19 protein-coding genes are annotated in these 26,762 nt (G+C 65.9%); 10 read left to right on the top strand and 9 right to left on the bottom strand.

Annotated elements, in window-relative coordinates; translation table 11 throughout:
* The first annotated feature begins 6 nt into the window (after positions 1 to 6).
* The 6 genes from ACXJLH_RS16580 (at position 7) to ACXJLH_RS16555 (ending at position 8,493) form a co-directional block, all read left to right on the top strand.
* Positions 7 to 1,587, top strand: a complete 1,581-nt coding sequence (locus ACXJLH_RS16580) for an FAD-dependent oxidoreductase (RefSeq protein WP_457445337.1) — start codon at positions 7 to 9, stop codon at positions 1,585 to 1,587.
* Positions 1,580 to 1,780 (top strand): DUF2783 domain-containing protein, encoded by a 201-nt coding sequence (locus ACXJLH_RS16575; RefSeq protein WP_056203839.1) that lies wholly within the window; start codon positions 1,580 to 1,582, stop codon positions 1,778 to 1,780. Before ACXJLH_RS16580 ends, ACXJLH_RS16575 begins: the two co-directional genes overlap by 8 nt.
* Positions 1,773 to 3,065 (top strand): homogentisate 1,2-dioxygenase, encoded by a 1,293-nt coding sequence (gene hmgA, locus ACXJLH_RS16570; RefSeq protein ID WP_457445335.1) that lies wholly within the window; start codon positions 1,773 to 1,775, stop codon positions 3,063 to 3,065. Before ACXJLH_RS16575 ends, hmgA begins: the two co-directional genes overlap by 8 nt.
* On the top strand, positions 3,062 to 4,291 hold the full coding sequence (gene fahA / locus ACXJLH_RS16565; protein ID WP_457445333.1) for a fumarylacetoacetase: 1,230 nt from the start codon (positions 3,062 to 3,064) through the stop codon (positions 4,289 to 4,291). The genes hmgA and fahA overlap by 4 nt, the downstream gene beginning before the upstream one ends.
* Before the next feature lie 252 nt (positions 4,292 to 4,543).
* Positions 4,544 to 7,099 (top strand): TonB-dependent receptor, encoded by a 2,556-nt coding sequence (locus tag ACXJLH_RS16560; protein WP_457445331.1) that lies wholly within the window; start codon positions 4,544 to 4,546, stop codon positions 7,097 to 7,099.
* Positions 7,100 to 7,173: 74 nt separating this feature from the next.
* Entirely contained in the window at positions 7,174 to 8,493 is a 1,320-nt protein-coding gene (locus ACXJLH_RS16555) for a sugar MFS transporter (protein WP_457390752.1), read from the top strand.
* A gap of 71 nt (positions 8,494 to 8,564) precedes the next feature.
* Here ACXJLH_RS16555 and ACXJLH_RS16550 read toward each other — a convergent pair whose 3' ends face one another.
* Complete coding sequence (locus ACXJLH_RS16550; protein ID WP_457445598.1) at positions 8,565 to 9,530, bottom strand: LysR substrate-binding domain-containing protein; 966 nt, start codon at positions 9,528 to 9,530, stop codon at positions 8,565 to 8,567.
* Between the two features lie 149 nt (positions 9,531 to 9,679).
* Here ACXJLH_RS16550 and ACXJLH_RS16545 point away from each other — a divergent pair, with 149 nt between their 5' ends.
* The 4 genes from ACXJLH_RS16545 (at position 9,680) to ACXJLH_RS16530 (ending at position 13,954) form a co-directional block, all read left to right on the top strand.
* On the top strand, positions 9,680 to 10,708 hold the full coding sequence (locus ACXJLH_RS16545; RefSeq protein WP_457445329.1) for a TRAP transporter substrate-binding protein: 1,029 nt from the start codon (positions 9,680 to 9,682) through the stop codon (positions 10,706 to 10,708).
* A gap of 114 nt (positions 10,709 to 10,822) precedes the next feature.
* Positions 10,823 to 12,037 carry a fumarylacetoacetate hydrolase family protein gene (locus ACXJLH_RS16540; RefSeq protein WP_457445327.1) on the top strand — a complete coding sequence of 405 codons (1,215 nt, stop codon included), beginning with the start codon at positions 10,823 to 10,825 and terminating at the stop codon, positions 12,035 to 12,037.
* Positions 12,038 to 12,065: 28 nt separating this feature from the next.
* Entirely contained in the window at positions 12,066 to 12,680 is a 615-nt protein-coding gene (locus ACXJLH_RS16535; RefSeq protein WP_457445325.1) for a TRAP transporter small permease, read from the top strand.
* Positions 12,677 to 13,954, top strand: coding sequence for a TRAP transporter large permease subunit (locus tag ACXJLH_RS16530; RefSeq protein ID WP_457445323.1), 1,278 nt, complete (start codon positions 12,677 to 12,679; stop codon positions 13,952 to 13,954). The genes ACXJLH_RS16535 and ACXJLH_RS16530 overlap by 4 nt, the downstream gene beginning before the upstream one ends.
* Positions 13,955 to 14,204: 250 nt before the next feature.
* Here ACXJLH_RS16530 and ACXJLH_RS16525 read toward each other — a convergent pair whose 3' ends face one another.
* From ACXJLH_RS16525 to ACXJLH_RS16490, 8 genes are all read right to left on the bottom strand, one after another.
* On the bottom strand, positions 14,205 to 15,797 hold the full coding sequence (locus ACXJLH_RS16525) for a GH39 family glycosyl hydrolase (protein ID WP_457445321.1): 1,593 nt from the start codon (positions 15,795 to 15,797) through the stop codon (positions 14,205 to 14,207).
* A 199-nt stretch (positions 15,798 to 15,996) separates the two neighbouring features.
* Positions 15,997 to 17,661, bottom strand: a complete 1,665-nt coding sequence (locus ACXJLH_RS16520) for a cellulase family glycosylhydrolase (protein WP_457445319.1) — start codon at positions 17,659 to 17,661, stop codon at positions 15,997 to 15,999.
* A 226-nt stretch (positions 17,662 to 17,887) separates the two neighbouring features.
* A complete protein-coding gene (locus ACXJLH_RS16515; protein ID WP_457445318.1) occupies positions 17,888 to 19,543 on the bottom strand; it encodes a glycoside hydrolase family 43 protein in 1,656 nt (551 codons plus the stop codon).
* A gap of 77 nt (positions 19,544 to 19,620) precedes the next feature.
* On the bottom strand, positions 19,621 to 21,207 hold the full coding sequence (locus tag ACXJLH_RS16510) for a glycoside hydrolase family 43 protein (RefSeq protein WP_457445316.1): 1,587 nt from the start codon (positions 21,205 to 21,207) through the stop codon (positions 19,621 to 19,623).
* A 457-nt stretch (positions 21,208 to 21,664) separates the two neighbouring features.
* Positions 21,665 to 23,134 carry a tryptophan halogenase family protein gene (locus ACXJLH_RS16505; protein WP_457445314.1) on the bottom strand — a complete coding sequence of 490 codons (1,470 nt, stop codon included), beginning with the start codon at positions 23,132 to 23,134 and terminating at the stop codon, positions 21,665 to 21,667.
* Positions 23,135 to 23,137: 3 nt separating this feature from the next.
* Positions 23,138 to 24,649 carry an ATP-binding protein gene (locus ACXJLH_RS16500; RefSeq protein ID WP_457445312.1) on the bottom strand — a complete coding sequence of 504 codons (1,512 nt, stop codon included), beginning with the start codon at positions 24,647 to 24,649 and terminating at the stop codon, positions 23,138 to 23,140.
* Positions 24,633 to 25,358, bottom strand: a complete 726-nt coding sequence (locus ACXJLH_RS16495) for a response regulator (protein WP_056203803.1) — start codon at positions 25,356 to 25,358, stop codon at positions 24,633 to 24,635. The genes ACXJLH_RS16500 and ACXJLH_RS16495 overlap by 17 nt, the downstream gene beginning before the upstream one ends.
* Complete coding sequence (locus ACXJLH_RS16490; protein WP_457445310.1) at positions 25,355 to 26,644, bottom strand: ABC transporter substrate-binding protein; 1,290 nt, start codon at positions 26,642 to 26,644, stop codon at positions 25,355 to 25,357. The genes ACXJLH_RS16495 and ACXJLH_RS16490 overlap by 4 nt, the downstream gene beginning before the upstream one ends.
* Positions 26,645 to 26,762 lie beyond the last annotated feature (118 nt).

Genomic DNA, 26,762 nt, shown 5'->3' with positions numbered 1-26,762 from the left:
CGCGGTATGGATCTGCCGCTGTACCCGTATCACCAGAGCTTGGAGCAGCGCAGCGCCCAGCCGCAGCGCCGCCCGGTCGTCATCGTCGGCGCCGGACCTGTCGGCCTGACGCTGGCGCTCGATCTCGCCAGGCGCGATGTGCCCGTCGTCGTCATCGACGACAGCGACCGTATCGGTGAGGGCTCGCGCGCCGTCTGCTGGGCCAAGAAGACGCTGGAGGTGTTCGACCGTCTCGGCATCGGGGAGGCCATCGCGCGCGAAGGCGTGCGCTGGCAGCGCGGCCGCGTCTTCCACGGCGAGCGCGAGGCGTATGCCTTCGACCTGCTGCCGCAGAGCCATCACAAGATGCCGGCGATGGTGAACCTGCAACAGGACGTGGTCGAGGCCAAGCTCGTGCGCGCGGTGCAACTGGATGGGCGAATCGAGCTGCGTGGCAAGCATGAGTTGATCGGGCTGGAGCAGGACGAAGGCGGTGTGACGTTGAACCTGCGCACCCCCGACGGGCTCTTCGACATGCGGGCCGACTGGGTCGTTGGCTGCGACGGCGCGCGCAGCCCCACGCGCACGCTGCTGGGCTTGGGCTTTCAAGGACAGGTGTTCGAGGACCGTTTCCTGATCGCCGACGTGCGCCTCGCCCCCGGCGTGCAGCCGCGTGGGCTGGACCCCGCCAAGCCCGAGCGGTGGTTCTGGTTCGATCCGCCTTTTCACCGCGGCCAGTCCGTGCTGCTGCATGCGCAGGCCGAGGGCTTGTGGCGTATCGACTTCCAGCTCGGCCGCGATGCGAATGTTGAGGCGGAGCGCGAAACCGAGCGCATCAAGGCTCGCGTTGCCGCCATGCTGGGCACCGACGGTTTCGAGCTGGCTTGGTCATCGATCTACCAATTCTGTTGCCGCCGCGCCGAGCGCTTCCGTGTGGGCCGTGTGCTGCTGGCCGGCGACGCGGCCCACCAGGTCTCGCCCTTTGGCGCGCGCGGCGCCAACAGCGGTGTGCAGGACGCCGACAACCTGGGCTGGAAGCTGGCCGCCGTGCTGAAGGGCGAAGGGGGCGACATGCTGCTGGACGCCTATGAGTTCGAGCGCATCGAGGCGGCGGACGACAACATCGGCCACTCCACGCGCGCGACCGACTTCATCAGCCCCAAGAGCGCGCTCAGCTTGCGGCTGCGCAAGGCGGCGCTGGACCTGGCAGCACGCACCGACTTCGCCAAGCCCTTGGTCAACAGCGGCCGTCTGTCCGCGCCGACCGAGCATGTCGACTCGCCGCTGAGCACGCCGGACACCGAGGCCTGGGCGGGTGGCCCTGCACCGGGCTGCCCGGCGCCGGACGCACCGTTGGACGAGGGCTGGCTCAGCGAGCTGTTCGGCTCGGAGTTCGTGCTGCTGGCCTTCGGCTGGCCGGTGCCGGCGGCCGGTGTGCGTGTTGTCACGCTGCCGGCTGAGGGCGTTGCGGCCACGCGCTACGGCGCACGGCCCGGCAGCGTTCATCTGATCCGTCCCGACGCCATCGTGGCTGCGCGCTGGCACCGCTTCGATACCGACGTGCTGCGCGCCGCGCTGGCCCGAGCTCAAGGGAAGCCCGATGCATAAATTGACACTGACCCCAAATTTCGGGGGCGAGGCGGATGTTTTCTACGCCGAGCTCATTGCCGCCCAGGCCGGCCTCACTGACGCCGCCGCGGCCGACTGGCTGGCGCGGCTTGCGTTGATCCTGTGCAACCACATTGGCGACCGTGAGGTGCTTCGGCAAGCCTTCGCGTTGGCGCACGAACACCATGACTGAACTGAGCTCCATGAAGTACCTGACGGGCTTTGGCAACCAGCACAGCAGCGAAGCCGTGCCCGGCGCACTGCCCATCGGCCGCAACAGCCCGCAGCGCGCACCGCACGGGCTGTATGCCGAGCTGCTGTCCGGCAGCGCCTTCACCGCACCGCGGGCCGACAACCAGCGCACCTGGATGTACCGTCGCCGGCCGTCGGTCGTCGTCGGGGGCTACGAGGCGTTGTCGCATGCGCTCTGGAAAAGCGGTGCGGCGGAGGGCGAATGCGCCTCGCCCGATCCGTTGCGCTGGGGGCCGGCGCCCATGCAAGGCGACGGCGACTTCGTCGACGGCCTGCGCAGCTATGCCGTCAACGGCGAGGTCGGCATGACGGGCATGGGTGCCCACGCCTATGTCGCCACGCGCTCCATGGGTCGCCGCGCCCTGGTGAACGCCGATGCCGAGATGCTGCTCGTGCCGCAGCAAGGCCGCCTGCTGGTGACCACCGAACTGGGCCGGCTGGAAGTGGCACCCGGCTCCATCGCGCTGCTGCCGCGCGGCATGGCCTTCAAGGTCGACCCGCTCGACGTGCCCGCCCGCGGCTATGTCTGCGAGAACTTCGGCGCGGCCTTGCGCCTGCCCGAACTCGGCCCCATCGGCTCCAACGGCCTGGCGAATGCGCGCGACTTCGAGGCGCCGGTGGCCTGGCACGAGCAGGAAGACGGCGAGTACGAGATCGTCAAGCGCTACGGCGGCAAGCTCTGGCGGGCGAAGCAGGCGCACAGCCCCTTCAACGTCGTGGCCTGGCACGGCAACCTCACGCCCTATCGGTACGACACGTCGCGCTTCATGACGATCAACACCGTCAGCTTCGACCACCCCGACCCCAGCATCTTTACGGTGCTGACCAGCCCCAGCGACACGCCTGGCTGGGCCAATGTCGACTTCGTCATCTTCCCGCCGCGCTGGATGGTGGCCGAGGACACGTTCAGGCCCCCCTGGTACCACCGCAACGTGATGAGCGAGTTCATGGGCCTGGTGCTGGGCCAGTACGACGCCAAGCCCGAAGGCTTCAAGCCCGGCGGCGCCAGCCTGCACAACAGCTATGTGCCCCACGGCCCCGACACCGAGGCCTTCGACAAGGCCAGCGGCGCCGACTTGAAGCCGCACAAGCTGGACGCCACACTGGCCTTCATGTTCGAGACGCGCTGGCCCCTGAAACCCACCGCCTGGGCGCTACGTGACGCGCCGCTGGAGGCGACCTACGCCAACTGCTGGCAAGGTCTGAAAGACGAGTTCAAAGCATGATTGATCACACGCACGACCAAGCCGCTCTCTCCTGGGTCGCCTCGGCCAACGACCCCACCACCGACTTCCCGCTGCAGAACCTGCCGTTCTGCTCTTTCCGCCGCATCGGCACGTTGGAGCCCTGGCGTGTGGGCGTTGGCATCGGCGACCAGATCCTCGACCTGACCGGCTGGGGCATCACCGATCTCAACGCCCTGATGGCTCGACCCAGCGGCGAGCGCCGCGCGCTTCGCCATCGCCTGTTTGATACCTTGAAGGCCGGCTCGCCTGAACTCGAACTCGTGCCGCAGCCCGAGGCCGAGTACACGCTGCCCTGCCGCATCGGCGACTACACCGATTTCTACACTGGCATCCACCACGCCCGTGCCATCGGCAAGCTGTTCCGCCCCGACAACCCGCTGCTGCCCAACTACCAGTGGGTGCCCATCGGCTATCACGGCCGCAGCTCCTCCATCGTCGTCAGCGGCACGCCGCTGCGCCGGCCCAAGGGCCAGGTCAAGCCACCGGACGCCGAGGTGCCCGTCTTCAAGCCCAGCGCGCGCGTCGACTGCGAACTGGAGCTGGGCCTTTTCGTCGGGCCCGGCAACGCACTGGGCGAACCTTTCGGCATCGATGAAGCGGACGAGCACGCCTTCGGCCTCACGCTGCTCAACGACTGGTCGGCCCGCGACATCCAGCCCTGGGAGTACCAGCCGCTCGGGCCCTTCCTGGCCAAGAACTTCGGCACGACGATCTCGCCGTGGATCGTGACGATGGAGGCGTTGGCGCCCTTCCGCATCCCATTCACGCGGCCCGACGGCGACCCGCAGCCGCTGCCCTATCTCGACTCGCCGGCGCATCGCGCGAACGCGAGCTTCGACATCGAGCTGGAGGTCTGGTTCAAGACACCGGCCATGAGCGAGGCGACGCGCCTGTCGCACTCCAACCTGCGCCACGCCTACTGGTCGCTGGCGCAGATGTTGACCCACCATGCGAGCAATGGCTGCAACCTGCAGCCGGGTGACCTGCTGGGCACTGGCACCATCAGCGGGCCTGCGCCGGAAGAGGCTGGCTCGTTGCTGGAGTTGACTGCAGGTGGCAAGCAGCCGATCACGCTGCCCAATGGCGAGACGCGCACCTTTGTGCTCGACGGAGACACTCTCGGCCTGCGCGCCTTTGCGGAAAAACCCGGATACCGGCGCATCGGTTTCGGCGCCTGCGACGGGCAAATCACGGCCGCGACCTGACCCTGTCTTGCGCCAACGTAACGTCGGCGCAATGAAGTCCAACAAAGCGCAACGCCTTGCTCCAGGTGTGAGCGCCGCCGCTAGATTGCGGGCACTGGCCAGGGTCTGACGACAAGAGACAACGCAGCCCTGGCCTTCTGAGTTGAGCCCCACCCGATGGCACATCCGCCATGGGCGAGGCCCCTTGTTGTCCAACAAAACTCGTTGCCCAGGAGCACCTACGTGGCCAAGCCTCACTTCAAGCCCCTTCTCTTGCCCCGACTTATCGGCCTGGCACTCGGCGCGACAGCGCTTGGCGCCATGGCCCAGGACGCCGCCCAGCAGCTCGACACCGTCGAGATCCGCGGCGTGCGGGCCACGCTGAAGAAGAACCTCGCCGAGAAGCGCGAGTCGCAGAACATCGTCGACTCCATCAGTGCCGAGGACGTCGGCAAGTTCCCCGACAAGAACGTGGCCGACTCGCTGCAGCGCGTGCCCGGCATCTCGGTGGACCGCATCTGGGGCGAGGGCAAGGCCATCTTCGTGCGCGGCACGGACAAGAACCTCAATATGACGCAGCTCAACGGCCAGGCTGTCGCGTCGTCGGAGTGGTGGCTGAACGAACCGCAGACGCGCAGCTTCAACTACGACGTGCTGCCGTCGGAGATCGTCGGTAGCCTGGACGTGTTCAAGAGCCCGTCGGCCGACCTGGATGAAGGCAGCATCGGCGGCCTCGTCATCGTCAAGACCCGCAAGCCGCTGGCCTTCAAGGACCAGCTCACGCTGCAGGCCTCCGCCGAGGCCATGTACAGCAAGCTGCCCGGCAAGACCGACCCGCAGGTGTCGGGCCTGTTGAACTGGAAGAGCGACGACAAGACCTTCGGCGTGTTGCTGGCCATCAGCAGCCAGAAGCGCCACATGCGCCGCGACGGCCTGGAGCAGTTCTCCGACGGCAAGTACGACGTGAAAGACCAGAACGGCGCGGTCACCAACGCCTATGCCTCCTGGGGCGGCGGCTCGGCCATCTTCCGCCAGGAGCGCGAACGCACGACGACCAACCTCTCGCTGCAGTTCCAGCCCAACCCGGCGACCGATCTCGTGCTGAATCTGATGGATTCGGACATGAAGATGAACAACAACAACCAGAACTACCTCTGGCAAGCCGGTGGCCTGGCGGTGGGCGGCGTCATCAGCGCTGTCGACCCGAAGTTCATCACCGTGGCCGATGGCAGCAAGGCGCTGGTTGGCGGCACGGTCGGCCCCAAGACCGGCGTGTCCTTCGAGCCCATCTACCGCGAGAGCTACATCAAGTCCCGCGTGGCGGACCTGGACGGTACTTACCAAGGCAGCAACTGGCAGCTGCACGGCCAGGTCGGCACCACCAACAGTTCGGGCGGCAGCTCGCATGACCGCCACTTCTGGATGGAGGGCGACACGCGCACGACGATCTCGCTCGGGCCGGATCACTACGGCGTGAAGTACCTCGACATCAACCCGCTGGACCCCAAGGCGCTGACACTGAAGGCGGGCGATGACCGCATTCGCCGCATGGAGGCCAAGGAGAACTACGCCCAGGGCGACGTGACCTTCGATCTCGACAGTGGCGTCATCAAGGCCGTGAAGCTGGGTATCAAGCTGCGCGACAACACGCTGAAGAACACCCGCATCCAGGGCACCGCCGGCCCAGGCTCCACGGGCTGGCAATCGTTCAGCCTGTCTGACCTGTCCACCGGCCCCTCGCCGCTGCTGAGCCAGGTGGCGGCCACGTCCGACGCGCTGACCCAATACGCCTGGTATGACGACGCGCTGGTTGCGAGCAAGGGCATCCCGATGTTCGACAAGGCCATGACGTACAAGGACGTGCTCAACGAGAACTACCAGATCAAGGAGCGCATCAGCGCCGTCTACGCCAAGGCCGACTATGCGATGGGGCAGTTGCGCGGTGATTTCGGCCTGCGCTTCGTGCGCACGCAGCAGACCTCTGACGGCTACCTCGGCAACGCCAGCGGCGGCTTCTCGCCCACCAGCGTCGGCAACAACTACACCGATGCGCTGCCCAGCCTGAACGTCGTCTACGACCTCAGCAAGCAGCTCATCCTGCGCGGTTCGGTCTCGCGCGCCATGGCCCGCCAGACCTTCGACCTGCTCAGCCCAGGCATGCGTCGCGACGGCACCGTGCTGTCCAAGGGCTATGCCGGCAACCCGCTGCTCAAGCCGGTGCACGCCAACCAGGCCGAGATCGGCGCCGAGTGGTACTACGCCGATGCGGCGCTGATCTCGGGCACCTTCTTCATCAAGAAGCTTGACACCTTCACCTACAAGGCTTCCAAGTCCGAGCAGGTGGGCAGCGAGACCTTGACCATCGAGCGCCCCTACAACGCCGACAACGGCGCCGACATCAAGGGCTTCGAACTGCAGTGGCAGCAGCCCTTCGGCAACACAGGTTTCGGCACCGTCGTGAACTACACCTTCACCGACGCCAAGGCCGGCGCCGTGGCCGGCCAGCCGCGCCTGAAGGTGCTGGGCAACTCGCGTGACCAGTTCAACTTCAGCGGCTACTACGAGCAGGGGCCCATCACGCTGCGCGTCTCGTACAACTACCGCTCCAAGAGCTATGGCAACGTGGAGATGGGCGGCCAGGTCGTCAACAGCGCCTACGGCCAGTGGGATGCGTCGGCCAGCTGGGACGTGACGCCGAAGATCGCGTTGTATGCGAGTGCGGTGAACCTCAACAACGAGGTCATCAAGTCCAACACGGTCGATGGCATCCCGGTGGGCGTGTACGAAAACGGCGCTCGCTACAGCGTCGGCGTGCGAGCCAAGTTCTAAGGTTCGACCTCTGTTGCGGTTCCTGGCGGCGGTGTACACCCACCGCTGCCAGCCCTTGCCTGACGCCTTCTCAAATGCACACCAAAACCCTCACACCCACGGCAGGCCAGGGCGTGCTGCTGCCGATGATCTTCATCGGGCTGATGTTCTTCATCCTCGGCTTCGTCACCTGGTTGAACGGCTCGCTGATTCCCTTCCTCAAGATCGTCTGCGAACTGAACAACTTCCAGGCGCTGTGGGTGGCGTTTGCCTTCTACATCGCCTACACGGTCATGGCACTGCCGAGCGCGGCCATCCTGGCGCGCATCGGCTACAAGAAAGGCATGACGGCTGCATTGGGCGTCATGGCCATCGGCGCACTGGCCTTCATTCCGGCGGCGCGCTCAGGCGCCTACCCAGTCTTCCTGCTGGCGCTGTTCACGTTGGCCAGCGGCATGACCTTGATGCAGACGGCCATCAACCCCTACATCGTCTGCATCGGTTCGCGCGAGAGCGCGGCCATGCGTATCTCGATCATGGGCTTGTTCAACAAGGGCGCCGGCATCGTCGTGCCGCTGGTGTTCTCGGCGCTGATCCTGTCCGGCATGGAGCGCTTCTCCGAGTCGGCGCTTGCGGCGGTCGATGCGGCGGGGCGGGAAGCGCTGCGCAACGAGCTGTCGCAGCGCCTGGTCTTTCCCTATGCGGTGATGGCCGTGGGGTTGGTCATCTTCATGGCGCTCATCCACTTCTCGTCGCTGCGCGAGCCCGAGCTGGAAGCGGCTGATGCACCCACCGGTGCCGTGAAGCGCTGGGGCGTCTTCCAGCATCCGCAGGTGGTGCTCGGTGCGATGGCCTTGTTCGGCTATGTCGGTGTGGAAGTCATCGCCGGCGACACCATCGGCCTGTATGGCCGTGAACTTGGCGTGGCCCACTACGGCGTGTTGACGTCCTACACCATGGGCTTCATGGTGCTGGGCTATCTGCTCGGCGTGGCGCTGATTCCGCGCTGGATGTCACAGCGTCTGGCCCTGATCTTCTCGGCCGTCAGCGGCATCGCCTTCGTGCTCGGCGTGGCCATGTCGTCGCCGACGGAGTCGGGCATCTCGCAGGCCCTGCTGGGTTGGGCCGGCGTGCCGTCGGTCCCGAACACCGTGTTCTTCCTGGCCATGCTAGGCCTGTCCAACGCGCTGGTCTGGCCGTCCATCTGGCCGCTGGCGCTCGAAGGCCTGGGCAAGTACACGGCGGCCGGTTCGGCCCTGCTCATCATGGGCATCGCGGGCGGTGCGTTGATCCCCATGCTCTACGGCCACTTCGCCGATGCGTGGACGCCGCAGCGGGGCTATTGGGTCATGCTGCCCTGGTACGGGCTCATCTTGTTCTACGCGCTGTTCGGCAGCCGGCTCAGGAAATGGTGAGGCTGTCGTCCGGGGCTCGCCGCGGCTGCTGATGCAGCCCTCGTCGGGGGTGCGAGGGCAGGGCAGCGGACCTACGCTGTCGCGATCGCCTGCTCGGCCAAGTTGCGAATGACGTCCGTGAACGCTTGAACCGCGGTGCTGGGGGGCTCGTCTCGCAATGTGATCAGGCCGAAGTCGGGCATGCGATCGGGCAGGTCGGCGGCAATTCGCGTCAGCAGACCACGCCGCACGTACTTGTCCACCAGCGCAGCAGGCTGCAGCGACAGCATGTGGGTGCTCTGCATCAGCTCAATCGCAAACAGGAACGACGGCGTCTCGACAATGCCCGAGGTGAGCGACAGGCCCGTGCTGCTGAAGATGTCGTCCGACACCTTGCGCAGCGCCGTGGACGTCGGATAGAGGATCCACGGCCAGCGCGAGAGCTCCAAAAGCCCCGGTGCCTGAACGCCGCGCAGCGGATGGTGAACGCCGGCAGTGATCTGCAATCCTTCGCCGGCGAGCCTTTCGTACTGGAACTGGTCGCTTTGCGATTTGTCGGTGAAACGGCCGATCATCACGTCGATCTTGCGCTCGGCCAGCCAGATGATCAGCTGGTCGCTGCTCTGTTCCAGGATCTTCAGCACCAGCAACGGACGCAGGCGCTGCAGCTCGGCCACCGCCGCAATCAGCAGGTGCGCCGCCGAGCCCGAGATGGCGCCGATCGTCAAATGGCCGTGCCCGCCCTGCTTCAGGGTGCTGAACTCGTCGACGAACTTGCGGTGGCTGTCCAACGCCGCGTGGGCATAGCGCAAGGTGAACAGGCCCAGCTCATTCGGCCGCATGCCACGCGGCAGGCGATCGAACAGGCGCGACTCCAGCATCTCCTCGATGTCCATGAGCACCTTGGTCGCCGCCGGCTGGGTGATGTGCATTTGCTCGGCAGTCAGCCGCAGATTGCGCGTGCGTCCCAGGATGTCCAGGAAGTGCAGATGCCTGAAACGCAGCCGGGCCAGTTGTGCCACGGCCAAGGGTTTGCCAGGAGGCTTGTCGGGACTCATCAGCATTTGGAATGGATGCTAGCTAAAAAATTCAGTGGACTGGGCTCCTGGGCTCACCTAGCCTCCAGCTCCACCAAGAACCGCCCCCAGAGGGGCCGGCAGGTCGGAGCAAGGTCGCGCGCTCCGCACTTCACGATCCTGGAGACATCATGCAAATCAGATCACTAGGCCTGGCTGCGGCCCTGCTCGCCGCCCTCGCTGGGATTGCCGGCCCCGCCGCGGCGCAAATCAAGGAACACGTGTTCAAGGTCGGCATCGGCCTCAGCGACGACCATCCTCAGGCGAAGGCGCTGAAGTTCTTCGCCGAACAACTGGCAGCCAAGAGCGGCGGCAAGCTGGTGGCGCGTGTCTTCGCCAGCGGCGCACTGGGCAACGACATCAGCATGACGTCGGCGCTGCGGGGCGGCACCCTGGAGATGACCGTCCCCGACAGCTCGACGCTCGTGTCCCTCGTCAAGCCCTTCGGCGTGATCAACCTGCCTTTGACGTTCAACAACGAGCAGGAAGCCGATGCGGTGCTGGACGGCCCCTTTGGCCAGAAGCTGCTGGCCACGCTGCCCGAGAAAGGCCTGATTGGCCTGGGCTTCTGGGAAAACGGCTTCCGGCACGTCACCAACTCGCGCCGCCCAGTGCAGCGCGCGGACGACCTGAGCGGCCTGAAGCTTCGCGTCATCCAGAGTCCACTGTTCCTGGACACCTTCAACGCATTGGGTGCGAACGCCACGCCGATGCCCTTCACCGAGTTGTACACGGCGATGGAGCAGTCGGCGGTGGATGGCCAGGAGAACCCCGCCGCCACCATCCTGGCCAGCAAGTTCTACGAGGTGCAGAAGCACATGGTGCTGTCGCGGCACATGTACAGCGCCTGGGTGTTGCTGATGTCCAAGAAGACCTGGGACGGCCTCTCGGCGGACGAACGAAAGATCGTGCAGGACGCCGCACGCGAAGCCACGCTGTACGAGCGCAAGACCATCCGCGCGTTCTCCGAGACGGCCCTGGCCGAGCTCAAGAAGGCCGGCATGCAGATCACCGACCTGCCGGCGGCCGAGCAGGCCAAGATGCGCAGCAAGCTGCAGCCGGTGCTGGCCAAGTTCAGCAAGGAGTTCGGCGAGGACACGACGGCGGAGTTGAATGCCGAACTGGCCAAGGTGCGCAGCGGCACGGCAGCCGCCAAGTAGTTTGTTTCGCATGGCGGCGCAACCGCCCGCCTGGCGTCCACCCTTGTTCGCGACGGCCTGCCGACATCGCCACGCGCTCCGCGTCCCACCTTTCACAACATCCGAGAAGCCTGAATGACCGCGACAACGACCGCCCTGCCTGCGCGCGCCGAGGGCGTGCACCCCCTGCTGCCGCAAGACGGCCTGGCCGGCACGCTGGTGGGCCGTGTCTGGCGCGCTGGCACGCCCGGTGGTCCGGCCGTGGTGGTGCTGCGCCCGGAGGGCGTGTTCGACGTCAGCCGGCACTTCGCCACCATGAGCACGCTGCTCGAGACCGACGACCCGGCTTCGGCCGTGCGCTCGGTGACCGGCGAGTTGCTGTGCACCGTCGATGCGCTGCTGGACAACAGCAAGGCCGAAGGCCGCGACGCCGCCTTGCCGTGGCTGCTGGCGCCGTGCGACCTGCAGGTGGTCAAAGCCGCTGGCGTCACCTTTGCCTCGAGCTTGATCGAGCGTGTGATCGAGGAGCAGGCGCGCGGCGACGCCAGTCGTGCCCAGGCGCTGCGCAGCCAGGTCCTGGCGCTGATCGGCGACAGCCTGGCCGACATCCGCCCCGGGTCGCCCCAGGCGCAGGCGCTGAAGACGCTGCTGCAGCAGAAGAACCTGTGGTCGCAGTACCTGGAGGTCGGCATCGGGCCGGATGCCGAGGTCTTCACCAAGGCGCCGGTGCTGGCCGCTGTGGGGCATGGCCAGGACATCGGCATCCGCGCTGATTCCGCCTGGAACAACCCGGAGCCCGAGGTCGTGCTGGCTGTCAACAGCCGGGGCGTCATCGTCGGCGCTGCGCTGGGCAACGACGTGAACCTGCGCGACATCGAAGGTCGCAGCGCGCTGCTGCTCGGCAAGGCCAAGGACAACAACGCCTCCTGTGCCATCGGCCCTTGCATCCGCCTGTTCGACGGCCCGTTCGGCCTGGACGACGTGCGCGGCGAGACCGTGCACCTGCACGTCAGCGGGGATGACGGCTTCACGCTGCGCGGCATCAACACCATGGACAAGATCAGCCGCGACCCGGTCGACCTGGTGGCCCAGACGCTGGCCAGCCACCAATACCCCGACGGCTTCATGCTGTTTCTGGGCACGCTGTTCGCGCCCACCGAAGACCGTGACGAGCCTGGCAGCGGCTTCACCCACAAGCTGGGCGACATGGTCACCATCCACAGCCACTGGCTGGGCAGCCTGCAGAACCGCGTGACGCATTGCGAGGCGGCGCCGCCCTGGCGCTTCGGTCTGCGCGCGCTCATCGGCAACCTGGCTGAGCGCGGCCTGCTGCAGGGGGCGCGGTTGTGACCGCCGGGCGTCTCGCGGGGAAGGCGAATTGATCGACGCCGCCATCGCGCGGCTGTGCCGCGCCATCGATTTGGCTGTCGCCGCTGCACTCGCCGTGATGGTGGTGCTGGTGTTCGGCAATGTCGTGCTGCGCTATGCCTTCAACTCCGGCATCGCCGTCAGCGAAGAAGTCTCGCGCTGGCTGTTCGTCTGGCTGTGCTTCATGGGCGCCGTGGTGGCGATGAAGGACGGTGCACACCTGGGCACCGACATGCTCGTGTCGCGCCTGCCTGTGGCGGGCAAGAAGGCCTGCATGGTGTTAGGTCACCTGCTCATGCTGTACCTGACCTGGCTGTTCCTTCAGGGCAGTTGGGAGCAGGCGCGCATCAACCTGGACGTGGCAGCGCCGGTGACCGGCGCATCCATGGCCATCTTCTATGCGCCGGGCGTGGTCTTCTCTGTCTGCGCCGGTATCCTGCTGCTGTTGCAGCTCGCACGGCTACTGACCGGCAACCTCGAGGAGAGCGACCTCGTGATGGTCACAGAGTCGGAAGAGCAGGCCGAGCTCGAAGCCCTGCAGGCCGAGTTGGCGCGCAGCGAAGCGCAGCGTGATCAGCCACCTGCCCACGGCGCCGGCGACACACCCGGTCGCCCACGTCAATGACGGTCCTCATCTTCCTCGGCAGCCTGCTCGGCGCCATGGCACTGGGCATACCCATCGCCTATGCCTTGCTGGCGAGCGGCGTCGCGTTGATGTGGCATCTGGACCTGTTCGACGCGCAGATCCTGGCGCAGAACTTCATCAACGGTGCGGACAGTTTCCCGCTGCTGGCGGTGCCGTTCTTCATGCTGGCCGGCGAGATCATGAACGTCGGCGGGCTGTCGCAGCGCATCGTCAACTTCGCGCTGGCGCTCGTGGGCCACGTCAAGGGTGGGTTGGGCTACGTTGTGATCCTCGCGGCCTGCCTGCTGTCGGCACTGTCGGGTTCCGCGGTGGCGGATGCCGCCGCGCTGACGGCGCTGCTGCTACCGATGATGATCAAGGCCGGGCACAAGCGCGAAGTGTCCGGCGGGCTGATCGCAGCGGCCGGTGTCATCGGCCCCATCATTCCGCCGAGCATCGGCTTCGTCATCTTCGGCGTCGCCGCCAATGTGTCGATCAGCAAGCTGTTCATCGCCGGCATCGTCCCCGGCATCATGATCGGCATCGGCCTGGCGCTGACCTGGTGGTGGGTCGGCCGCAAGGAGGCGCTGGCCTTGCCTCAACGCAAGACGCGCGCCGAAGTCTGGGCCGCGGCACGCGAGTCGGTGTGGGCGCTCATGCTGCCGGTCTTCATCTTGGTGGGGCTGAGGATGGGTGTGTTCACGCCCACCGAAGCAGCGGTCGTGGCCGCCGTCTACGCGCTGTTCGTCAGCACCGTGCTGTACCGCGAGCTGAAGCTGCAGGCACTGATGCGCATCTTCATCACGGCCGCGCGCACGACGGCGGTGGTCATGTTCCTGGTGGCTTCGGCCATGGTGTCTGCATGGCTGGTCACGGTGGCCAACCTGCCGGTGCAGATGGTGGACCTGCTTCGTCCGCTGCTGGACAACCAGACGCTGCTCCTGATCGCCATCATGGTGCTCGTGATGCTCGTGGGCACGGCCATGGACATGACGCCCACCATCCTGATCCTGACGCCGGTGCTGATGCCGCTGATCAAGGCAGCCGGCATCGACCCGGTCTACTTCGGCGTGCTCTTCATCGTCAACAACTCCATCGGCCTGATCACGCCGCCGGTCGGCACCGTCCTCAACGTGGTGGCCGGCGTTGGCCGCATGAAGATGGACGAGGTCACGCGCGGGGTCCTGCCCTTCATGGCCGCCCAGTTCGCGGTGATGTTCGTGATGGTCCTGTTCCCTCAGACCGTGCTCGCACCGCTGCGCTGGTTCTATTGAAGCCTCGGCCGCTTCGAGCTTGAAGCCGCCGGTCGCCTTTGCAGCGGTTGCTGCCGGTCGAGATGATGGCCACGGAGGTTAGGTCTCGGCCAGGAGCCGTCACTCGCGGGCGGTTGGTATGCGGAGACCAGCACAGCCGAGCTGCACTGGTCCGGTTGCCAGCGTCTGGGTCTTTTGCGCCGATACGCCTGGGAGAGTGGCTGGAAAGACGGCGGTTAGGGGCGTATCGTGATGCAAGTAGCACTGCGTTTCAGCGCTTGACCGGGTCCAGCGTCAGCAAGGTGATGTCGTTGCTGCGCATGGGCACGGTGAAGTTCAGCAGGCCGTCCTTGCCGATGTTGACGGTGCGCTTTATTTCGGGAAGGTCGCGGGTCAGTGACTGCAGCTTGGCAAGCTGCGCCGCATCGAGGTTGATGGGCGAACCCATCTCAAGGTAAGCGGTGTAGGCGTCGTTGGCCTTGTAGCCGGCGCGACGCAGCTCGAGCCGATAGGCGCCCGGCTTCAGGTTTCGCAGCGCGAGCTTGAGCGCTGGCGCCGGGCCGTTGGGCACCGGCTTGGCGAAGAACACGCCGTTAGCGGTGCTCTTTTGATCAGGATGCTGCCAGTCCCATGCCACGACGGCGGTCTTGTCGCCATCGACCGCAGCCAGCACCTTGTCGTCCGCGCTCGGGATCTCATTGCCGCGTAGCGCGTTGAGGTACTTGTAGGCGAACCAGGTCGTCTTGCGCAGGCCATCGCGAGTCATCAGGCCGAAGCCGCCATGGAAGGCGCGGGGCGGCGGGCCCGGCTCCTCGAACAGGTCGCTGTAGGTCCAGTAGCTCATCGCCTGCGCATAGCCTCGCGTGGCGCGCAGCTTGGTCAGGATCCACGGTGCGCTGATGTAGCTGTCGTGCACCTTGTCGTACGGGTTGTAGCTGGTGCTCCACTCGGTGAGGTACAGCGGAATACCGGGGAACGGCGAGGCTTCGATCTCTTTGCGATTGCGGCGCACGTCGCCGACGATGGCGTCGGGGTTGGGGTCCAGGATGCGGTCCGACTTGCCGAACTCGTCGAGGTAGCCTTCCGTGACGCCGTAGGTATGGGTGGTGACGAAGTCGACCGGCACGCCTTCCTGCTTGGCATAAGCCAGCAACTCGGGCACCCAGAAAGCGCCGGCCGTCGCGGGGCCGCCCACCTTCAGTTGGGCGTCCACCTTCTTGAGCGTGCGCGCGGTGTTGGCGTACAGCTCGAAATAGGCCTTCTGGTCGGCCTTTTCCCAGAAGCCGTCGAGGTTGGGCTCGTTCCACACTTCGAACGGCCACTTGCGCACCTCTTCGATGCCATAGCGCTGGATGAGGTGGCGCGCGAACGCGTCGATCAGCTCGGTCCAGGGCCCCGGTTGCGGGTGCGAGGTGTTGCCCTTCCAGTAGAAGATCTTCAGGTCGGAGGTCTTCATCACGGCGGGCGTGAAGCCCAGCTCGATGAAGGGCTTGACGCCACTGGCCAGCATGCCGTCGTACAGCTTGTCGATGCCGGTCCAGTCGAACACCAGCTTGTCGCCGTCCTTCTTCACCGTGCCGTAGACGTCGTGAAAGATGTCGTGGAAGCGCACATAGCGAAAGCCCAGCTCGTCCGCAGCCGTCTTGAGCTGGGCGAGGTTTTCGGGGCGGCCGGTGGTGCCCGGGTAGTCCGCGCCGACCGAGAGATCGAAGAAGCGGTCCATGGGCTGGGTCGCAGCAGCGCGGTCCAGCGTCACCACGCGAGCGGCGGGAGTGGCCGCAGGGGTCGCGGTGCACAGGCCAAGTGAAAGGAGCGTCGCCGCGAGGCTGATAACGCTTCGGGGCAGGGACAGGGATGTGTTCATTGGAGGATTTCGGAGGACTTCGGAAGAGAGGGCGGCAGGCCCGGCGCCAGAAGCTGGACGCCAGGCCGCCGAACCATTGGCTCAGTTGCTGTAGAGGAAACCGCGGCCGTTCCCGCTGTCGTAGATACGTCCGGAATCGGCCAAGGAATTCAAAAGAAGGTCCGCCATGCGGCGGACCTTCGGACAAACTCCCAGGGAATTACAGACCCGGAATCGGAGCAATATCGGAAGTGCCAAGCATGGAGCCAAGCAGGTTCCAGTCCAGGACTTCACCGGTCGTCTCGTGGAAAATGTCGTGTTGGGTTACCCAGCCGGTGCCACTGAACCCAAGGCTGGCGATCTTGTTCTGCACATACTTGTTCCAGTGCGTGGCTGCCCGGTAATTCTGGTCCTTGTATGAGCCGGTCAGGCCGAGGCTCGCCGGCTTCACCCCCGCGCGATATTCGCCGATCAGCACGGGGATGCCCCGGTCCGTGAAATACTTCATCTTGGCGAGCTGAGCATCAATGGAGCTTTCGTTATATCCCCCCTTGACATTGCGATTCGTAAACTGATTGCTCACGTTATAACTTCCCCAGAAGGCACTCCAAGTCCCCCACGACTCATCTGTTTCCATCAATGTGAAGTCGAAGGGATCATAAAAGTGCACTTCGACCATCCGCTTATTCGCCGGATCCGAAGGTAGATTCTTTCCAAAGTTGATCGTGTTATCGATATTGGTGTTCGGCCCTTGGACGATCAGCCAGCGAACCGCATTGCCGCCGCCATTGGCGCGCATCGCGGTAATCCAATTCTGCTGGTATTTGTAGAGCACATCGGTCTTGGCCTGGGTTGGCGCGTCAGGTTCGTTGGCGACAGCGAAGGCCAATTTGTCGCTGTCATACCATTTGAAAGTATTCGCAACCTGGGTCCACATGTTGATCAACTTGGCATTGATCGCAGGGTCGTAGGAATTGAAGCCGTTGCGTTCGAACCAGCCAAGGTCATAGTGGTCGTTGATGATGACGTACAGGCCGTCGGCGAGGGCCCAGTCGACCGTCTGCTTGACCTGGGCCATGAACGCGGGATCGATCGTTCCGTTGGTGGAATGAAAATCCCACGCAACGGGTATGCGCAGGGTCTTGAACCCCCTATCCCTGATGGAGTCGATCAGTGCCTTGGTGGGCGCCGCCGCTCCTGGCCAGAATGCTTCGAGGGTGTTTCCCAGGTTGATACCGGGATTCGGAAAGACTTGGGTCTGCGCGCTGGGCACGGTGATCGCGAACGCCTGGGTGGTCTTGGCGCCGCAGGTGTTGGTATAGGTGGCGGTGGCCGTGCAGCTGGCAGTGGGCGTGATGGTCTGCTGGCGTGCCGAACCCGACGTACCGCAGCCGCTCCAGCCCCACGAGCCGCCGGTCACGGGCTGCGGGCCGAGGATGGCCGAGTTGCCTGCGGTGACCGTGGCTGAGGACGTCTGCGTCCAGGAGCCATTGGCGCTGATGTAGGGCGTGATGGCTGTCGGCGCGCAGCTGCTGCCGCGTGTGGCGCTGGCCGAGCCGGAGTTGTAGCTGCCGGCGCTGGTCGTGAACTTGACCCAGTACCAGTACGGCGTGCCGGTGTTGGCCGAGCCGTCGGCGTAGGTCCTGGCGCTGGTGGCTGGCACGGCGATGCGGGTGCGGCCGGCGGGGTCGGCGTCGGTGTCGCGGTAGACCTCCAGGCGCGAGACGTTGCCACTCACGGTCCAGGTGAGCTGGTTGTCGTTGGCCGAGCCGCTGGCGCTCAGGCAGACGGTGGCGCCGCCGCCGCTGCCGCAGCTTTGCGCCTGCGCGAGGGTGCCTGCGCTTGCTCCGAAGGCAAGCAGCAGTGCGGGTATCAAGGTTCTCATGGTTCTACCTTTCAAGGTTGAAAGTGCTCGGCCGGTTGTCTCCTCCGGACTCGAGCGTTATGGAAGGACGCAGCTCAGTACATGGGCTTACATCCCGACAACTCCGAGGGATTGGGGTAGCAGCTCCAGCACCAGGGGCCTTGCGGGCCGTGCTTCGCGGAGAACGGTGCCGGCACGACGGCCTGCGGCTGCTGGAATGTGTTGTGGGTGAGGCGCACGGCGAAGATCAGCGGGAGTCGCCGGTGGGTCCGATGCGGTAGTAGTCAAAGTCCACACGGCCGCCGGCGGTCTTGGTCGAATAGAAGAAGAGGCCGTAGCGATAGCCCATGAAGTGCTTTGGGTAGGAATAGGTCAGGCGCGAGGGACGTCCGATGGCAGTCCAGGATTTGCCGTCGAGGCTGTAGGAGAAGCGGGCGAGTTCGGGCGCGGGCTCAAATTCGCTTTCGACCTTGAGGTGAACGGTTTTGCCAGCGAGGGGAATGGCGGCGATCTCCTCGGGCTTGTCGGAATCGGCGCTCACCATGACGAGCGATCTGACGCCACCGGTCATCTTGACGCCGACAAAACCGTACTGTTTCTGGAAGACCGTGAGGCCGGCCACATCGCCGTCTTTCATGCCGCTCACATCGATGCTTGTCGTGGCGGAACTGGCAGGGCCAAAGGTGCGCTGGGTGAGGGTGTTCGTGGCCTCCGGCAACGTGGCAACGACCCGGCTGGTGACGAGGCTCAGATGGCCCGCGCGCTTGGTGAGCGACCAGTCATTGGGCCTCGGGTTGTGATTCCATTGCCAGGCCAGGGGCAGGGCAGGGTCGCCGGGCTGGCGGTTGAATTCGTCGGAGGCGACGATGCCGGAGGCGCCGGAGACGCCTTGTGCGCCGGCCGGGATGTCGAGCGTCATGGGCACCTTGCCGTTTTCGCCGAGCGCGGGCCAGCCGTCCTTCCAGGTCACGGGCACGAGGTAGGGAATGCGACCGACGGCGCCGTTGCCCTTGAAGAGATAGGCGTACCACTTGCCGTCGGGCGTGTCGATGAGGCCGCCCTGGGCGATACCACGGTCATCGAGCACGATGCGACCCTCGTAGGGCCCGTCGATGCTGTCGGCGCGGTGGACGATGACGGTGGGCGCCCAGCGGCTTGCGGGCGAGGCGATGTTGAAGAGGTAGTAGCGGCCGTTGATCTTGGAAAGATGCGAACCCTCGCCATTGAGCCCGCCCAGGTCGGTGCCGAAGACGGTGTTGACGTTCTCGATGAGAACCTTGTTCACGCCGCCGGGCTTGATGCCGGAGAGATCGGATTTCAGCTCGACGAGCGTGATGCGCCCGCCTCCGTAAACCATGTAGACGCGACCGTCATCGTCGAAGAACAGGCTGTGGTCATGCAGCACGGGTTCGAAACTCGTCTCCTTCCACGGGCCGCGCTCTGGATCGCGCGTGGTGTAGATGTGGGTGCGTCCGCTGGTGTACGAAAAGGTCGAGGCATAGAACACGCCGTCGTGGTAACGCAGGCTGGGGGCCCAGGAGCCGGCCGCGTAGGCGTCCTTGCCGTTGTCGAGGCGGAGGGCTTCGTTGTCGGCCAGCGTTTCATAGGCGTAGGAAGCCATGCGCCAGTTGACCAAGTCCGTCGACTTCATGATCGGCAGGCCCGGGCTCATGTGCATCGTCGTGCTGCTCATGTAGTAGGTCTTGCCTACACGGATGATGGCGATGTCCGGAACGTCGGCCCAGATCAGCGGGTTGTGAGCAGGAGCTGCCTGTGCCGCCGGAACGGCCTGAGACGCGACGCAGAGCACGAGGGCCATCACGAGCCAAAGAACCGGGCGGTTCATGAGGCGGGTGAGAGAGGCGGCGCAAGGGCGGCTCAGGTCGTCAGCGTGTTTGTCCATGTTTTGTCCGGATCAGTCATTTGGAGTCGCGTCGGTCAAGGCGACTTGCCGCCCGGCCTGAGTCCGTTTCAGCGCGCCTACCGCGCATACAGCGCGAACGCGAAGTCCGCAGGGCGGCCGCTTTCCTTGTCCTTCAGCGGCCGGTCATCAAGGGTCGCCTCGCCGTCGGCGTAGACATCGCTGCGGCTGGCGCGGAGGTTGATCGTCACCGCGTCCTTCTGGCCCTGCAGCGTCAGCGCGTAGCGACGACCGGACTTCAGCACGACAGGCGGATGGGCGCTGAAGTCGAAGCTCAGCAGCCCGGCCCCTTGCGGCCGGTAGGCAATGGCCAGGCCCTCGCCCGCGCCGAGCAGTTCGGTGCCGGCCTCCACGTCGCGCAACGACAGGCGCAAGCTGCGCGTGGCGTCCGTGCCGTGGCCGTCACCGGCGTACAGGCTGAGCCGGCCTAGTGGGATGTCGGCGCGCGGCACGAAGGTCTGCACCAGGCGGCTGGCGCCGCCGTCGCGGTTGAAGCCGATGGGCTCGGGTGTCTGCTCGAAAGGCCGGGTGACGGAGGCCAGCGCCGGGCTGCCAGGCCAGGTTTCGGGATAGCCCTGGGCGAACTGCTGGACGGCCACGCGCGGGTCGGAGCGGCCCGGGTCCGTCAGCGCCGGCACCTTGCCCTTGGGCGGCTGGGGCGGCTTGCTGATGCCGGCTTCCGTCTGCGTGATCGGCCACATGCGGCCGTCGGCGTCGTAGTAGAGGTACTCCATCGCGACCGAGCGGCGGGAGGTGGCGCCGGTCTCGCCGTTCAGGGTCAGCCCGGCATTGTGATAAACGAGATAGGACTGGCCCTTGAAGTCGTCGATGACGCCGGCATGGATGGTGAAGCTGTTGGGCACGGCGCCGGTCAGCAGGCCCTGGTAGGTCCAAGGGCCGCGTGGGCTCGGCGCGGTGGCATAAGACAGATGCTCAAAGAGACCCTGCTGCGCCATGGATGCGTAGGTCAGGTAGTACGTGCCCTTGCGCTTGGACAGCCACGGCCCTTCGGTGTAGTTGGGCACCGAGATCTTCTCGATGGGGCCGTCCAGCTCGGTCATGTTGGCCTTGAGCTTGGCCAGGTAGAGCACCGGGTTGCCCCAGGCCAGCCAGGCGGTGCCGTCGTCGTCGATGAAGACGGTGGGGTCGATGTCGCTCCAGCCGTAGGGGCTGGGCGTGGACGCATCCGTGATCAACGCCGTGCCGCGTGCATCCTTGAACGGGCCCAGCGGGTTGTCGGCCACCGCCACGCCGATGGCCTTGCCCGGCTGCGTGTCGTTGTGCTGCACGGTGGCGTAAAAGTAGAAGCGGCCATTGCGCTGCACCACCTGCGCGGCCCAGGCATCGCTCACCGCCCACTTGAAATCGGTGGGCTTCATGATGGTGCCGTGGGCGGTCCACTGGCGCAGGTCCTTGGACGAGTAGGCCAGCCACTCCTTCATCAGGAAGAAGTCGTTGCCCTTGGCCTCGTCGCGACCCACGTAGAGGTAGGCCGTGTCGCCCACCACCAGCGGTGCGGGGTCGGCGGTGAAGCGGTCGCGCAGCACGGGGTTGGCGCCTGGTGCCAGTCCGGCGGCCGGAGCGGCGGCACACGTGATGGCTGCGCAGCAAAGAGCGGTGTGTTGAAGCAGTCTGGCGAGGCGCATGGCTAAGTGAGAACCTTCAATTCGGTTGTGGCGGCTGTGCACATGGGTGGTTTGCGGGCTCATCGATCAACCCCGCGTCAAAGCAGGGTCATCGTCAGCAGCAAGGTCCGCTGGAGAAATGAATGGATTCGCCCTGCGGCATATGACTCCTCCAACTACGCGCGTTAATTCACCGGTTAATCAATTTGATGGGGCGGTTAATCAATTGACCAAAATAGTTGCGGTCAGCGAGACGAACTCCGGAAAGTTCTTTATGAGGCGGCGGCTCAGGGTGCCGTGACCACCCGCTTCAGAGCGTCCCGGTCGGTCGTTTGAAAGGAAGCTCGGGAGCTGAGCGGCCAACCTGGGCGTCGCGGCGAAAGACTGCAACCAGCCTGGAGCGAACGTCGGTCAACACCGGAATTGGCGAGTGGAGGTGACCTCGACGCGACTGACACGGCAAGCTGGTGCAGATGGCTCATTCGCCCATCAAGCAGCGATGGTGTGAGCGGAACGCCCGAGCCATGTTGGCCAGGCTTTGTCTTGCGACCGCGGCCGTGACGGCCTGAGGCGCCGCGCGCAGCTCAGCCGGGAAGCGGCCCATGCCGGCGAACAGGCAGTACCAGGACGGGCGCAGATACATCAGCTTCGCGCCGTGGCGCTCCAGCTCGGCCTCGAAGTCGCCGCCGCGGTCCCAGACGTCGAGCAGGCTGGCGAGCCGGTCGGAGATGTTCTTGTTGGCGCGGTTGGCACGCCAGTAGTCGGTGTCGCGACGCGTGTTGAGCTGGTAGTGGGCGACGACGTAGTCGCGCACGCCCTCGAACATCTCGCTGACGCGGCGATTGAACGCGTCCTGTTGTCGGCGCTCGAATTCGCCACCTTCCATGGCTGCGATGAACTGCTCCACGCTGAGCTGGATCAGCATCAGCGCCGTCGCTTCCAGCGGTTCGATGAAGCCCTGGGCCAGGCCGATGGCGACGCAGTTCTGGCGCCAGTGCTGCTTCACGCAGCCAACGCGCATGCGCAGGCGTCGCGCGGTGGCGCCTTCGGCCGCGGCGCCGAGGACCTCGCGCAACTCGCGCTCGGCCTCGTCATCGCTGACGAAGTCAGAGCTGTAGACATAGCCATTGCCATAGCGCGTCGTCAGCGGGATCTGCCAGGCCCAGCCGTGGCGCAGGGCGGTCGAGACGGTTTCGCAGGGGATGTCTTCGCCATCGACCAGCGGTGTCGGGATGGCGATGGCGCGGTCGTTGAAGAGGTTGTCGCGATAGGGAAGGAAAGGCTCGCCGAGCGTCTCGGTGATCAGCAGGCCTTTGAAGCCGCTGCAATCAACAAAGAGGTCCGCATCGACGCGCGCGCCGCTCTTCATGTGCACAGCCGCGATGTCGCCGTTCTCGCGCTGTTCCACGCGCGTCACCGTGTCGACGATGTGGCGCACACCGAGGCCCACCGCGTGCGTGCGCAGGAAGGCGCCGAGCTTGCCAGCGTCGAAGTGATAGGCGTAATCCGTGCCGAGCGGCGCTCTTCGCTGCCGGGCCAACTCTGCGGCGAGAAAGAAGTCCCGCGGGTTGGCATCGGCCGCCTGGCCACGCCGACGCAGACAGGCGTTGGTGAAGAAGAGATTGCCCAGCTCACGGTCCGCTTCACTGAAGAAAGGATGAACGTAGCTCTCGTAGCCCGCAACGGTGCTCCAGCCGGGGAAGCGGATGCTGCTCTTGAAGGTCGCGTCACAGGCCGGCATCCAGTCGCGTTCTTCAATGCCCAGCGTGCGGAAGAAGTGGCGCAAAAAGGGCGTCGAACCCTCGCCGACGCCGATGGTGCCAATGTCGGCCGACTCGATCAGCGTGACGTCAACGCCGAGCCGCGCCCAGCGGTGCCGCAGCAGGTTGGCCGTCATCCAGCCGGCCGTGCCGCCGCCGACGATGGCGATGTGTTTGGGAGGCGCCATTGCTCAGCCTGCGGGTAGGGCAACCCGGACTTCAAATCCGCCGGCCGGGTGATTACGAAACCCGACCGTGCCGCCATGGTCCGCCACAATCTCGCGCACGATGGACAGGCCCAAGCCCAAGCCCTCCTTGCGCATCGCGGCGCCATGCTCCAGCCGCGTGTAGGGCTGGCCCAGCCGCGCCAGCGCGCTCTCCGGCACACCGGGGCCATGGTCGCGCACGGTCACGAGCACGAGGCCGTCCTCGTCGCTGCACACGCTGACCTCCACCGGCAGCTGCTGGCTTTCGCCGTAGAACATCGCGTTGTCCAGCAAATTGCCGATGGCCCGCTTGAGCGCCAGCGGCTTGCCGAATACCGTCAGCGCCTCGTTCTGCAGCTCGATCTTGTGCCCGCCCATGCGCGCGTCGCGCACCATCTTCTGCAGCACGAGGTCGATGCGCAGCGGCGCGCGGTTCTCGTGGATGTCGGTGTCCTTGACGATCTGCAGCGCCGTTTTCACCATCATGTCCAGCTCGTCGAGGTCCTCATGGAACTCGTCCTGCACGGCGGTGTCGTCCAGCAGCTCGCTGCGCAGGCGCAGCCGCGTGATCGGCGTGCGCAGGTCGTGCGAGATGGACGCGAACAGCCGCTCGCGGTCGCCGATGTAGCGGCGGATGCGCTCCTGCATGTCGTTGAAGGCCTCGATGGCCTGGCGCACCTCCTGCGTGCCGCTGACACGCAATGGCTTGGGCGCCACGCGCCGGCCCACGCGCGCCGCCGCCTGGCTCAGGCCCGCCAGCGGCCGCGTGATGGCGCGTACGGCGATCAACGTCAGCAGCACGGCCAGGCCCAGGGCCAGCAGTTGCGGCGTCAGGCGCTGCCAGGTGAAGAACTCCAGCTGCTCCAGGAAGTAGGGATCGGGCAGGGTGCTGCTCAGGTAGAGCCACACGCCCGGCTCGGTCTCGGCCTGGATGACGAGAAAGGGCGCGGGCCGCTCGGCGGCAATCAACGAGGGCTCGACCCAGCTCTCCGGCAAGTCGCTCAGCAGCGCGCCGCTGGGCGACACGGCCAGGCCGATGGGCGAGGCCAGCGCCACGCGCAGCGGCGTGCCCTTGGGCAACTGGGCGGTCAGTTCCTGTGTGACCTGTTGCTCCAACATGTGCGCCATCGGCTGGCTGGGAAGGGGCTCAACACTGACCGCGGCGCCGTTGAAGAAGACGAGGAAGCGTGTGCCGCCCATCGTGCGCAACTGTTCGATGAGCAGGGGGCGATAGGCCGCCGGCAGCTCACGCAGCGCACGTACGGCACCTATTGCACCGCTGGCGACGTGATGCGCGGCCAGCTCGGTCTGGCGCCGCACCCGCTGCTCGATCTGGCTGTACCAGAGCAGGTTGACGACCAACTGCACAAGAGCCAGGCCGCCCAGCATGGCGAGCACGAAGCGCCCCTGCAGGCTGTCGAACAGAAAGCTGCTGGCGCGCTGCCACCAGCGGCGCGCCGGTACGGGCGGCCCTGCGTCCTCAACCTCCGAGGGCATGCCTTGGCGTCACCGTCGTTGAGAAAACGTAGCCCGAGCCGCGCACGGTCTTGATCAGCGCCGGCTGCTTGCCATCGTCCTGCAGGCGCTGGCGCAGGCGGCTGACCTGCACGTCCAGCGACCGGTCCAGCGGCCCCAGGTCGCGGCCGCGCGTGACCTCGGCCAGGCGGCTGCGGTCCAGCACCTCGCCCGGGTGTTCCACCAGCAGCTTGAGCAGCTGGAAGTCCATGCCCGACAGCGCCGTGGCCGTGCCGTCGGGGTCGATGAGGCTGCGCTCCAGCAGGTCCAGCGTGAAGCCGTTGAAGGCGTAGTAGCGCGGCTCCTTGGCCTTCTCCTGGCCGGTGCGGCGCGTGATGGCCTTGATGCGCGCCAGCAGCTCGCGCGGGTTGAAGGGCTTGCCGAGGTAGTCGTCGGCGCCCAGCTCCAGGCCGACGATACGGTCGGTTTCGTCGGCGCTGGCGGTCAGCATGATGACGGGCACCTCGGAGCGGCGGCGCACCGACTGGCACAGCGTGAAGCCCTCGGTGTCGGGCAGCATCACGTCCAGGATGCACAGGCTGATTTCGTCGCGGTGGCGTTCGAACTCGGCCATGAAGCTGGCGCCATCGTGGGCCAGCAGCACCTCGTACTGGTTTTTCTCGAGATAGGTTTTCAACAGGCTGCGGATTTTTTGATCGTCGTCGACGATCAGGATCTTGCGCGGGGTCATGGGACAGCTTTCTTGGGAGCGAGTGCGCGCAGCAGGCCCTGCAGCTTGCGCTGTGCGGCGGCGGGCGTCTGGCTCGGGTCCAGCGCAAAGCGGTGGACGGTTTCGATGATGGCGTTCTTGCCGACCTCGCCAAAGGCCATGCGGTGCACGAGGCTCGGCACGCGCGGCGTGTTGGGGTTGGCGAAGAGATGGAAGGAGGCTTGCGCGCAGGGGTCCAGCTCGTCCACCGGCACGTCGCGGCGCACGGGGATGGAGCCCTTGATGCGGTTGTAGCCCAGTTGCAGCGTGGCGCTGCCGAGCAGCTCGGCCATCTTCTCCTGGTCGGCCTGGCTGCCGCCATTGCCGGCCAGCATGGCCAGGGTGTCGATGCTGTAGAGATGGGCCTGGGCGGTGCCGGGCACGGCCTTGCAGCTGAAGTCGCGCTCACCTTCCAGCCCCATGGCGCCCAACTCGCCGCGAGCCCAGTCGCCCATGATCATCATGGCCGCGCGCTCATTGGCGAAGTCGGCAACGACGTCGGTCCAGGGTCGCTCGCCGGGCGCCACACCACTGGCCGGCAGCGCGAGGTTGCGCCAGTTGCGCAGGCGCTTGAGGGCGCGCTCCAACGCGGGGTCGTCGAAAGCGCTGAGGTCGCGTTGCTCCAGCATGCGGCGGTACAGCGCCGGGCCGGCCTCGCTGAGCAGCATGGCCTCGAAGATGGTGGCCACCTGCCAGGGCTCATCGCTGAAGGCGACCGGCGTGACGCCGACGGCGCGCAGCTTGACGGCGGCGCGCTCCAGGCCGTCCCAGTCATTGGGCGGCTCGATGCCATGGCGCTTCAGCAACGCCTTGTTCAGGTAGAGGTTGTTGATGCGCTGGATGCCCAACGGTGCCGCGACGATGTGCCCGCGCACCGTCACCTGGGCCATGACCTGCGGGAACATGACCTTGGACCAGTTGCGCTTCGCGGCGACACCGTCGAGTTCGAGCAGCAGGCCCATGTCGGCCCATTCGTTCATGGACGCGCCGTTGAGCTGCGCCACCTTGGGCGCCATGCGGCGCAGGATGCGTTCGTTCAGCACCTTGATGGCCGGACCGCCGCCGCCGCCGGCCACGGCACCGTCCACCCACTTCAGGCCGTTCTCGGCCATGCGTGCGGCGACGTGGTTGGCCGCGGCGCGTTCGCTGGCAGACGTCCACCAGTGCAGCACGTTGAGCTCGCCGCTGCCTTCGGGCGCAGGCGAGGTCGAAGCAGGCCCAGCCGCCATGGCCGCGCAACTCCAGGGCAACACCGCCAACGCCAACATGCGCCGCATCTTGCGGGCCGCCCGGCAGCGCCAACCTTGCGTTTCGTACGACTTCTGTAATGTTGTGTGACTCAAGGAGATCGCCACCTGCCGGGAGGCCGCGATTGTCTTGAGAAGT

This window comes from Roseateles sp. P5_E4 (assembly GCF_054049255.1).
The sequence above is the reverse complement of the archived record's forward strand: the minus strand, read 5'-3'. Positions and strand labels throughout refer to the sequence as shown.